The sequence below is a fragment of the Neobacillus drentensis genome, assembly GCF_036966985.1.
Taxonomy (GTDB): domain Bacteria; phylum Bacillota; class Bacilli; order Bacillales; family Cytobacillaceae; genus Neobacillus; species Neobacillus drentensis_E.
In genome coordinates this window covers 13138-23847 of the sequence record NZ_JBALSN010000288.1, presented here as the reverse complement: position 1 = coordinate 23847, position 10710 = coordinate 13138, and the positions used below count along the sequence as shown (strand labels likewise).

Here is a 10710-nt window from a genome sequence, read left to right as displayed (position 1 = left end):
TATTTATTTTGTTAATTATAATTGGGGCTTCATGGTGCTACTAAGAAAACGATAAAGATAAAAAGGAGGTCTTGATAAATGTTTGGATATGGATATGGTGGATGCGGTTACGGTTACGGCGGCGGATGCGGCTACGGCGGGGGATTTGCCTTAATCGTAGTATTATTTATCCTCTTGATTATTGTCGGTGCAGCTTGCTTTAGATAAAAATATAAAAAAGGAGGCCCGCTTGCTTAATCAAGCGGGTTTTCATCTGAAAAAGCACGTTTCCATTTACTAAAAGCATCTAATTCAGTGGAGATTTTCTTTACAGTAAAGCCAATCAGGGCAGCATCATCAAGTATGCCCAGACCAATAATGAAATCTGGTACTAAGTCAAGTGGTGAAACAAAGTAAAGCAGGGTACCAATGACAGTAAGAATGGTGCTTGGCGAGACATTTTTATATTCACCTTTTGAATAGGCTTTAACTAATTCAAAAAATAATTGCAGTTTTTCCCAGACTTCTCCTAAACTTCCTTTTTTTTCATTTGCTATTTTTATTGCTTTGTTAAGCAATCCCTCTGTCTTTTGAGGGTTGCCAAGGTATTGGTTTGCTTCATTAGCATATTTTTGCTGCTCTTTTTCAAAAATCTTAGTTTTACCAAACAATTTATTCACTTCCTTTTTGTGAAGTCCATGCTTAGTTTACCACCAAATAAAAAAAACATTAGATATTTCATAATAAATGAAAACCAGGTGCCCTCTAAGCAGTACCTGGTTTTCGTAGTTTATATTTACACTAAGACCATATTATCAATTATGGCTGACGGTGTTCCCCAAACTATTTCTTCAATTTCAGAGCCTTCAAGTGTTTCTTTCTTTAATAATGCATCGACTAATTGTTGATACTGATACTGATTGTTACTAATAAGACTCTCTGCCTTTTGTAAAGCTTTTTCAAATAGCTCTTGCATCTTTTCTTCTTTATCTTGTTTTTTGAAGGTCAATGTAAATCCTTCTTGAAGCATTCCTGTATCTACCATTTGTTCGATAATTTGTTTTGCTTGCTGAACATCGCCACTTACGCCGATGCTGTGTTCTCCTAAATGCATTCTCTCAGCAACCCCGCCAGCTAATATCATTGCAACGCGCTCTAACAAGTCGCTGGTGGTAGACAAATGCAATTCCTTTGGAATTGGTGCAACATATCCGAGCGCCTCACCACGGGGGATAATGGTTGCTTTTCTAACAGAACCCGGCTTCGTTAATGAAGCTACAATGGCATGACCGGCTTCATGAATGGCGACCCTTCGTTTTGTATCATAATCTTGTAAAGACCGGGAAGTGCTCCCTAAAATCGTTCGATCAAGGGCATAATCGATGTCTTGCTTTTGGATCGTTTCTTGGCCGTTCCGAACAGCTCTTCTACTAGCTGTTTCGAAAAGAGATTGGAGCTCCGCACCTGAAAAGCCTGAGGTACTTTCTGCCAATTCATCTAATTGTGCAAGAGCATCCTTATCAAATGATTTATCTTTAGCATGAATAGCAATAATCTCCCTTCTTCCTTTTGTATCTGGAAGTGGTACATGGAAGGAGAAGTCAATTCTTCCTGGACGAAGGAAGGCTTCATCCAACATGTCTTTTCTATTTGTGGCAGCAATAAAAAGAATTCCATCATTTGAATGACCGCCATCAAGTTGCACAAGTAATTCTGTTAATGTTTTTTCGGCTTCCTCACCGCCATGAGCCTTTCTTTTTGCTGCTAAAGCGTCGACCTCATCAATGAATACAACGGCAGGACCTTGCTTTCTTGCTGCTTTGAACAATGAACGGACCCGGCTTGCTCCAACTCCAATAAACATTTCATTAAATGACGAGCCGCTTGCCGAAAAGAAAGCAGCGTTTAATTCACGGGCAATTGCTTGAGCGAGTAAAGTTTTACCAGTACCTGGCGGGCCGTACAAAAGAATACCTTTTGGTGGTGTAATCCCTAATTTTGAAGCTCGCTCCGGTTCTTTTAGGGTCGAGAGTGTTTGTAAGATTTCTTCCTTCATTTCGTCCCCGAGTCCACCCACATCTTTCAAACTAATGGAGGGAAGGCTTCGAGACTTGGCAACACTATTCTTCATTGAATTATTTAATCCCAATCCACCTTTTGTTTTTTGAAGCGTGAATGCTGCCCCAGCCAACAGAAGGATAACACCGCATAATATCCATTTTCCATATTTACTGCTCTTTGAATAGGAGTATTGGATATTATATTTAACAACCAACTTATCTACCATTTGGCTGTTTGGTGGGACATGGGAAAGATAAACCGTTTCACCAGCATGAATATAAAGGCTTCCATCGGGTTTTTCAATTATGTTAACCGTTTTTCCTTGTTGAGCCTGAATGGTTTTCTCAACAGAAGAGAATGGTATAGCTACTTCATTGTTGGTAGTTTGTATAATCCAGACGATTCCTGCAATAACTAATATTAACGCTGCAATGAGCGGAATAAACTTAGAAACTTTTTTTATACTTGGCTTCAACTTTCTTCATCTCCTTCAACAGAGTTCTACTCTATTATAAATGGGTTTCCAGAAAAATGGATGTGGGAATCGTTGGGAAACGCAAATGCCTGCATCAAAAAAATAACCAGCACATTTTTAATAAATGTGCTGGTGTGGTTGATAAAAGCTACGATAATAAGCGAAGATGTGGAATGATTGGCAGTAATACACTTTGAGCAATTGCCCCAATACTTGCACCGATACAAGATGCTTTATTCCATTTAAAAACATGAACTTTTTCATCTTTTCCTTCAAACAAGAATAATAATTGGGCATCTTCTTCAGCAATTCCAATTTTTTCATAAGAAATTTTGTTCTCATTGAGGATAATTTCAAAGGCTTTATGCAATAAATTCAGGGTCTGCTGATCGATTTTAGTAATATCCAAGTCAAGTACCTCCGATGTGTTATGTACTCACGGTCCTTATTTTTCATCATTACCGCTTTCTTTCATTATATTCTTTATGCTCTCGGGTTTAAAGAAATATTGCAAAGTTTCCGTTTGAGAGATAAGATTGGAGTTATGGACAAAAATTTTTATTGTCAAAAGAGAGGAAAACGAAATGGGTAACAATTTTAAAGAAGAAGTATTGTCACGCCGGACATTTGCGATTATTTCCCACCCAGATGCCGGAAAAACTACGTTAACCGAAAAATTATTATTATTCGGTGGCGCTATTCGAGACGCGGGAACTGTAAAAGCGAAAAAAACAGGAAAGTTTGCAACCAGTGACTGGATGGAGATTGAAAAGCAACGGGGAATTTCCGTTACCTCTAGTGTCATGCAATTTGACTATGAAGGATTCCGAGTTAACATTTTGGATACTCCTGGACACCAAGATTTCAGTGAAGATACGTATCGTACTTTGATGGCTGTAGATAGTGCTGTAATGATCGTTGATGCTGCTAAGGGGATAGAGGCACAAACACTCAAACTATTTAAAGTATGCCGGATGCGCGGGATTCCTATTTTCACATTCATGAATAAACTCGATCGTCAGGGCAAGCCTCCGCTTGAACTGTTAGCTGAATTAGAAGAGGTTCTTGGCATAGAATCATATCCAATGAACTGGCCGATTGGGATGGGGAAAGAATTCCTTGGTATTTATGACCGTTATAACAATCGAGTGGAACAGTTCCGTGTAGATGAGGAAGACCGTTTTATACCATTAAATGATGACGGGGAAATTGCCGGTGACCATCCGCTAAAAAATTCCGGACTTTATGATCAAACACTAGATGAAATTATGCTCCTCAATGAAGCAGGGAATGAGTTTTCAGCTGAAAGAATTGCAGCAGGAAACTTGACACCAGTATTTTTTGGAAGTGCGTTAACTGCCTTTGGAGTTCAAACATTTTTAGAGTCATACTTAAAGTTTGCTCCGCCGCCAATGGCGCGCAATTCATCCATTGGAGAAATTGATCCGTTAGGGGAACAATTTTCAGGTTTTGTGTTTAAGATTCAAGCAAATATGAATCCTGCACACCGAGATAGGATTGCTTTTGTACGTGTGTGTTCTGGGAAATTTGAGCGGGGAATGACCGTGAATATTCCGCGTTTGAATAAACAAATCAAGCTCTCTCAATCGACATCATTTATGGCTGAAGAACGGAATACTGTCGATGAAGCAGTTAGTGGAGATATTATCGGGTTATATGACACGGGCACATATCAAATTGGTGATACTTTGACTACAGGGAAGAATGATTTTCAATATGAAAGACTGCCGCAATTTACACCAGAATTGTATGTCAGGGTTTCAGCTAAAAACGTTATGAAGCAGAAATCCTTTTATAAAGGAATTCAGCAACTGGTTCAAGAAGGAGCCATTCAGTTATATAAAACCGTTAAAACGGACGATTATTTATTGGGTGCCGTCGGTCAATTACAATTTGAAGTTTTTGAGCATCGGATGAGAAATGAATATAATGCCGAGGTTTTAATGGAAAGAATGGGTTCAAAAATTGCCCGGTGGGTAGATAGTGAAACGGTTGATGAAAATTTATCTAGTTCTCGTTCAATGTTAGTGAAAGACAGATATGAGCATTATGTATTTTTGTTTGAAAATGACTTTGCTCTCAGATGGTTTCAAGAGAAAAATCCATCGGTTAAACTCTATAATCCAATGGATCAAGATAATTAAGAAAAGTGGCGGAATAGAATCCGTCACTTTTTTATTTTTTATTAAACTGAAAATTCAGACTAATTATCCATGGACAAATCTTTTCATAGGACTTTACAATGATTACAATCGCCTTGATAAAGACTAAGGAGGAGATAAGTTGGAAAAAGGTTTCTTTTTTACTGGGTTTCCTGGGTTCATTTGTAATCAATTGATTCGCGAAGTATTAAAAAACAATCAATTGAATGGATCTGTTTTTGTCCTGGTCCTGCCGAATATGGTTGAAAGAGCAAAAAAAGAATCGGCGGCTATAATAGCGGAATATGGGTTAGATGAGTCCACATTCCACATTATTGTTGGAGATATAACCAAACCGTTTCTTGCTATTACAGAAGAAGAACAGGAAGTTTTACACCACAGAATTACCCATGTTTTTCATTTAGCAGCCATTTATGATTTAGCCGTTCCAAGAGAAATTGCGCAAAAGGTGAATGTTAATGGAACGGAAAACGTAAATGAATGGGTAAAAAGATTACCAAACCTAGTTAGATATATTTATTTTAGTACTGCCTATGTGGTTGGAAATAGAGAAGGTATTCTGTATGAAACGGAACTTATTGAACCAACTGGTTTTAAAAACCATTATGAACAAACAAAATATGAAGCAGAAGTTTTAGTGGAAACCTTAAAAAAAGAAGTACCTGTTACCATCATCCGGCCGGGGATTGTCAAAGGCCATTCCAATACGGGTAAAACCATTAAATTTGATGGCCCTTATTTTATTATGAACTTTTTAGATCGGTTAAAATTTCTTCCTCTCATCCCTCGACTAGGGAAAGGTGAAGCCTATGTGAACCTTGTTCCAATAGATTATATTATTCAAGCCACTACGTATCTAAGCCAATTAGACAAGGCTGCTGGAAAAACGTATCATCTAACAGACCCTCATCCCTATCGTGCTTCAGAAATATATGAAATCATAATGCAAGAAATGCTAAACAAACAACCAAAAGGAATGATACCATTAACTTTAGGGAAATTGTTCCTATCTATTAAACTGTTGCGCAAATATCTGGGAGTAGAGAAAGAAGCATTGGATTACTTTACTTGGAAAGGACAATTCGACTGCACGCAAGCTGTCACAGATCTTAGGGATTCAGGGATCGCCTGTCCTGACTTTAAAGATGGAATTAAACCAATGACAGCATTTTATTTACAAGAAAAAAATAACCCAACCTTTCAAATTAATATTTTATAACAGGGGTGATGACTGATGGATGCCACTCAAGAAAAGCTTAAAATAATTGCCCCGGCAACAGGAGAGCAAATCGGAGAAATTCCTGAAACGCCAATAAGCGAAGTCGACAGCTTTTATCAAAAGGGTAAAATTGCGTTTAAGCAGTGGAGTAATCTGAAAATATCTGAGAGGGAAAAATATCTATTAAAGCTCAAAGATATTATCGTAGAGCAGATGGAGGATATAGCTAAAACAATCGCTGCGGATACTGGAAAAGTGGTTACGGAGGCTTTGGTAGCTGATATCATGCCAACCCTTGACAGTATTGATCACATAATAAAGCATGGGGAGAAAATTCTTCAGCGCCAAAAAGTAAAAACGCCTCTTTTATTGATAGGAAAGAAATCATTTATTGAATACATGCCGAGGGGAGTGGTTTTAGTAATTTCGCCATGGAATTATCCATTTCAATTGGCAATGGTCCCGATGCTAAGTGCTTTGGCCTCGGGGAACACAGTGATTTTAAAACCATCAGAAGTAACTCCACTAGTAGGTAAATGTATGGAGGGGCTTTTTGCCAAAGCGGGCTTTCCTATGGGAGTTGTTCAAGTTGCACATGGTGGAAAAGAGGTAGGGGCAGCCTTTACAAATGGGAAACCAGATTATATCTTCTTTACAGGGTCTGTCCGAACTGGAAAAATCATTCAACAAGTTGCTTCAAAGCATCTAATTCCAACAACGCTAGAACTTGGCGGCAAGGATCCAATGATTGTATTTGCAGACGCTCATTTGGAACGTGCGGCAAAAGGGGCCGTTTGGGCGGCATTTACTAACAGTGGTCAAGTTTGTATGAGTGCTGAAAGGCTGTATGTTGAAAAATCAATTTTTCCTAAGTTTCTATCCTTACTAAAAAAAGAGATCTTAACCTTAAAACAGGGGACCGATGAAGATGACGATGTCGGTTCGATGACCTTCCCGCCTCAAATAGAAATTGTAAGAGACCAGTTAGAGGATGCATTAAAGAAGGGCGCAAGACTAGAGACCGGTCTATTGCCTAAGAAATGGGACAGTGGAATGTTTTTACCGCTAATGGTAGTTACAAATGTGAACCATGATATGAAAATAATCCAGGAAGAATCCTTTGGCCCTATTCTGCCAGTCATTCCATTTGAGAGTGAAGATGAAGTAATTAGTCTTGCAAATGATACGGTTTATGGATTAAATGCAAGCGTTTGGTCAAATGATAATATAAAAGCGAGAAGAGTATCCTCTAAACTCGTATCAGGGGCAGTGGTGATAAATGACGCTATAATTAGTATTGCCAATCATGGCCTTCCCTTTGGAGGTGCAAAACAAAGTGGAATCGGCAGGTATCATGGGGATGCCGGGTTAAGAATTTTTTGCCATGAAAAAGCAATTGTCGAGGATACCGGACGAAAAAAAAGTGAAATTCATTGGTATCCATATCAAGGAAAATACCCATTATTTCTTCAACTTTTTAAAAGTTATTTCCAAACCAATCGAAACTGGATTAAATTCTCACAAACCTATTTACGGATCCTCAAAAAGAATTAGTTGGGAAAAATAATTGAATTTCCGCTGTTTTTTGGCAAAAATGGATAAACTAAGTTTAGGTTTTTCACCTTAAAAAATATGCCATGAAAAGCGGGACTGTACGATGAAAAAGATGAATAAACTCGAAGCTGTTTTTTGGAATATTGCTTTTCCTGGTTTTAGTCAGTTGTTAATGGGTCAATATATCAAAGGAATATTGTTTGTCACCTTAGAAGTAATGATAAATGCCAATAGTCATTTTAATTCGGCCATCATGTACAGCTTTTTAGGTGAAATTGACAAGGCAGAGGCGGTTCTTAACTATCAATGGCTAATGTTTTACCCATGTGTCTATTTATTTTCCTTGTGGGATGGTTACCGTTCTGCTATGCCTGCAAATGAAAAATACTCATTTTTTCCATTTGTCTTCGGTGCCTATTTTGTTACTGTAGGATTGATGGTATCACCTAAAGTTACAATTTTTCAAATCCATCCTGGTCCAGTCTTTTTACCGATGCTATTTTTAATTCCTGGGTTGCTTATTGGTTTTTTAATTAAATTTTTATTGTCTTTAAAGCTTAAAAATTAAAATTATTTAATAAAAAGCTTCAAATCAGGATATTCTGGTTTGAAGCTTTTTATTGGGAAAATTTTTTTAAAATGAACCCCCACAAATTGCTTGAGTTGCAACGTAACTATGTAGTGAAAATAAGGTTTTATACAGAGGAAACAAGATAAAAGGAAGTGGTAAGGGAAATAAAAAAACATGAAACAAAGAAAAAGAAAAATTAATAAGTGCTATAACAATAAACAGGAAAAGATAGCCATTCTTGGGGCTTTTTTTTTCTAAATGCTTAACTCCAAAAAGTCCAAGTTAACACCCGTATGTTATAATTGGTCGAATAGAGGTGAGCATATGCTAGGTTTATTGTTTATGGCCAAAAAGAAAAAGAAGAACACCTTGGAAGAAATGGTTCTTCTGATTCAACAAGGCGACCGTTACTTACTTGACGAAATTATTAATTCCTACAAACCATTTATAGCTAAAACAGTATCTTCTGTATGCAAACGATATATCTATGAAACCGATGATGAATTTAGTATTGGTCTCATCGCATTCAATGAAGCGATAGAGAAATATTCAAAAGAGCGAGGAAACTCCTTATTGAGTTTTTCCGAAGTCATTATCAAGAGAAGAGTAATTGACTATATTCGTAAGCAATCCAAAAATCAACATTTAAGTTTTGACTTAACCAATGATACTAACGAAGAAGAAACAGCTGGAACAATTATTGTTAATGAACTCTCATTAGATGATTACCAAAAAAAGAATGATGAACAATTAAGAAAGGATGAGATTGTTCACTTTCAGAAATTATTAACTACTTTTGATTTAAGTTTTTCTGACTTAGTTGAGAATTCACCAAAGCATGTCGATGCGCGCAAAAACGCAATTATAGCTGCAAAATTGTTAGTAGAAAACGAAGAATTAAAAGAAATGTTATTTACTAATAAACGTCTTCCCATTAAACAATTAGAGAAAATGGTAGATGTCAGCAGAAAGACGATTGAACGAAATAGGAAATATATTATTGCCATTGCACTTATTTTATCTAGTGATTATGTTTATATGAAAGATTATATAAAGGGGGTGCTAGACACATGAAAAAGGGAATTATAATGGAAATTGAAGAAGAATTCCTTACGCTAATGACCCCTGAAGGTGAGTTTTTGCATACCAAGAGGCAAAATCAGCCATATGCAATTGGGGAAGAAATTCACTTTTTTCCAATGGAACGTGTTAAAAGTTCAAATCCTTTTAGTTCGATTAATTGCATTTTTAAATTTAAACCGGTTTGGGCACTAGTGGCTGTGTTCGTTATTATGCTAGGCTCATTTTTCCCTATGTATCAAAGTAATAAAGCATATGCCTATATGTCCATTGATGTTAATCCAAGTATCGAACTTGGTGTTAATAAGAAAATGCAGGTTATTAGGATCACAGGATTTAACAAAGACGGTAAGAAGATTGTCTCGCATCTGACTAGCTGGAAAAAGAAAAATGTTTCTGATTTAGTACAAACGATCTTAGCTGAAATGAATAAAGAAGGCTATTTGAGTACAAATGATCACGTTATCATATCCACAGTTCGAACCGAAGAGACGGAAGTAAAAGTAGAAAAGGAACTTAAAGAGAATATTGAAGAGATAAAAGCATCCGTAGTAAAACAAAAGATAGAACCTATAGTTCTAAATGGTACGGAGGAAGAACGGGAAGAAGCTCTTAAACATGGTACTACAACTGGAAAGTACAAAGAAAGCAAAGCTAAAGTTGTTATTAATGAAACTAATAGTGTGAAAACAGAAGAACAAAAGAAACCAGCTGATAGTAAAGCAATACAAAAGGAACCAGAAGAATCCATCCCTTCTGAGCCAATCAAAAAACAAAAAGAAAATAAGGCTCTTCAAAATAAGGCTTTTGCAGAAAATAAAAGGCAACCAGAAAAGAAATGGATAAATGGAAAATTTACTCCACCCGGACAATTGAAAAAGATAGATGAAAATCAAATAAAGCAAAATCAAGAGCGCCCTAAAAAACAAAATAATAATCAAAAAGAAAATAAGGCAGATAACAAAAAATCACAGAACCAAGAAAAGTCTAAAGGGAAAGACAGTCATAGAGATCACGGCAAAGAAAAAAAGGCAGAGAGCAAAAAATCAAAGAACAAAGAAAAGTATAAAGGGAAAGATAGTCATAGAAATCCCGGCAATAATAAAAATGAAAACCAGTGGAAAAATAAAGAAAAAGAAATAGCTAAACATGATGACAACAAAAGTAAAAAATCTTATGGAAACCATAGGAGTAATCAAAAGGATAAATAAAGTCCGGGAGTAATCCCGGACTTTTTCCATATTTTATGAAGTTATTGTTGTTGTCCAGATAATTGTGCTTGTGCTTGTTGGACAAGGCGTTTCGTAATTTCCCCGCCTACAGATCCATTTGCTCTTGAAACTGTATCTGACCCTAAATTTACTCCAAATTCTTGTGCAATTTCGTATTTAACTTGATCTAAATATTGTTCAATCCCAGGTACTAACAACTTGTTACTGCTATTAGCCATATAAATCAGCTCCTTATTTTCAGTACAGAGATAATTTTTACCTCTGTATAGCTATTATTAATTTATTTTGTTGTTTTATTAGTGGAAATGTTTTTCGTTATTGGATATAATTTTTTAAAAAAATGGCTGTGTTAAACT

At 36.5% G+C, this 10710-nt stretch carries 11 protein-coding genes; 7 read left to right on the top strand and 4 right to left on the bottom strand.

The genetic code is table 11. The features are described from left to right. Nucleotides 1-78: 78 nt before the first annotated feature. Entirely contained in the window at nt 79-207 is a 129-nt protein-coding gene (locus tag V7659_RS19165) for a YjcZ family sporulation protein (RefSeq protein ID WP_218345838.1), read from the top strand. Between the two features lie 26 nt (nt 208-233). On the opposite strand, the gene V7659_RS19160 is transcribed toward V7659_RS19165, so the two are convergent. The 3 genes from V7659_RS19160 to V7659_RS19150 all read right to left on the bottom strand — a co-directional run bounded on the left by V7659_RS19160 (nt 234) and on the right by V7659_RS19150 (nt 2924). Continuing rightward, nucleotides 234-650 (bottom strand): YkvA family protein, encoded by a 417-nt coding sequence (locus tag V7659_RS19160; protein WP_335541446.1) that lies wholly within the window; start codon nt 648-650, stop codon nt 234-236. A 125-nt stretch (nt 651-775) separates the two neighbouring features. Further along, nucleotides 776-2515 (bottom strand): AAA family ATPase, encoded by a 1740-nt coding sequence (locus V7659_RS19155; protein WP_335541444.1) that lies wholly within the window; start codon nt 2513-2515, stop codon nt 776-778. Nucleotides 2516-2663: 148 nt separating this feature from the next. Next, complete coding sequence (locus V7659_RS19150; RefSeq protein ID WP_335541442.1) at nt 2664-2924, bottom strand: hypothetical protein; 261 nt, start codon at nt 2922-2924, stop codon at nt 2664-2666. A gap of 175 nt (nt 2925-3099) precedes the next feature. Between V7659_RS19150 and V7659_RS19145 the strand changes: the two genes are divergently transcribed. The 6 genes from V7659_RS19145 (at nt 3100) to V7659_RS19120 (ending at nt 10333) form a co-directional block, all read left to right on the top strand. Continuing rightward, nucleotides 3100-4680: a peptide chain release factor 3 gene (locus V7659_RS19145; RefSeq protein WP_335541441.1), complete on the top strand. Its 1581-nt coding sequence runs from the start codon at nt 3100-3102 to the stop codon at nt 4678-4680. A gap of 139 nt (nt 4681-4819) precedes the next feature. Beyond that, the gene (locus V7659_RS19140) at nt 4820-5917 is read left to right on the top strand and encodes an SDR family oxidoreductase (RefSeq protein ID WP_335541439.1); all 1098 of its coding nucleotides are present in this window, start codon (nt 4820-4822) and stop codon (nt 5915-5917) included. 15 nt (nt 5918-5932) lie between these two features. Further along, complete coding sequence (locus V7659_RS19135; protein WP_335541437.1) at nt 5933-7471, top strand: aldehyde dehydrogenase family protein; 1539 nt, start codon at nt 5933-5935, stop codon at nt 7469-7471. A 103-nt stretch (nt 7472-7574) separates the two neighbouring features. Further along, nucleotides 7575-8039 (top strand): hypothetical protein, encoded by a 465-nt coding sequence (locus V7659_RS19130; RefSeq protein WP_335541436.1) that lies wholly within the window; start codon nt 7575-7577, stop codon nt 8037-8039. Nucleotides 8040-8366: 327 nt separating this feature from the next. Beyond that, a complete protein-coding gene (gene sigI, locus V7659_RS19125; RefSeq protein WP_335541434.1) occupies nt 8367-9116 on the top strand; it encodes an RNA polymerase sigma factor SigI in 750 nt (249 codons plus the stop codon). Continuing rightward, nucleotides 9113-10333: an anti-sigma factor domain-containing protein gene (locus tag V7659_RS19120; protein WP_335541432.1), complete on the top strand. Its 1221-nt coding sequence runs from the start codon at nt 9113-9115 to the stop codon at nt 10331-10333. The genes sigI and V7659_RS19120 overlap by 4 nt, the downstream gene beginning before the upstream one ends. 41 nt (nt 10334-10374) lie before the next feature. Here the strand turns inward: V7659_RS19120 and V7659_RS19115 are convergent, their stop codons facing one another. Next, entirely contained in the window at nt 10375-10572 is a 198-nt protein-coding gene (locus V7659_RS19115) for an alpha/beta-type small acid-soluble spore protein (RefSeq protein ID WP_026566245.1), read from the bottom strand. Between the last annotated feature and the right edge of the window lie 138 nt (nt 10573-10710).

Excerpts from the sequence above, each read along its gene's own strand:
- V7659_RS19120 (WP_335541432.1), top strand. The coding sequence starts at position 9,113 with ATGAAAAAGGGAATTATAATGGAAATTGAAGAAGAATTCCTTACGCTA.
- V7659_RS19145 (WP_335541441.1), top strand. The coding sequence starts at position 3,100 with ATGGGTAACAATTTTAAAGAAGAAGTATTGTCACGCCGGACATTTGCG.
- V7659_RS19115 (WP_026566245.1), bottom strand. The coding sequence starts at position 10,572 with ATGGCTAATAGCAGTAACAAGTTGTTAGTACCTGGGATTGAACAATAT.
- sigI (WP_335541434.1), top strand. The coding sequence starts at position 8,367 with ATGCTAGGTTTATTGTTTATGGCCAAAAAGAAAAAGAAGAACACCTTG.
- V7659_RS19165 (WP_218345838.1), top strand. The coding sequence starts at position 79 with ATGTTTGGATATGGATATGGTGGATGCGGTTACGGTTACGGCGGCGGA.
- V7659_RS19135 (WP_335541437.1), top strand. The coding sequence starts at position 5,933 with ATGGATGCCACTCAAGAAAAGCTTAAAATAATTGCCCCGGCAACAGGA.
- V7659_RS19130 (WP_335541436.1), top strand. The coding sequence starts at position 7,575 with ATGAAAAAGATGAATAAACTCGAAGCTGTTTTTTGGAATATTGCTTTT.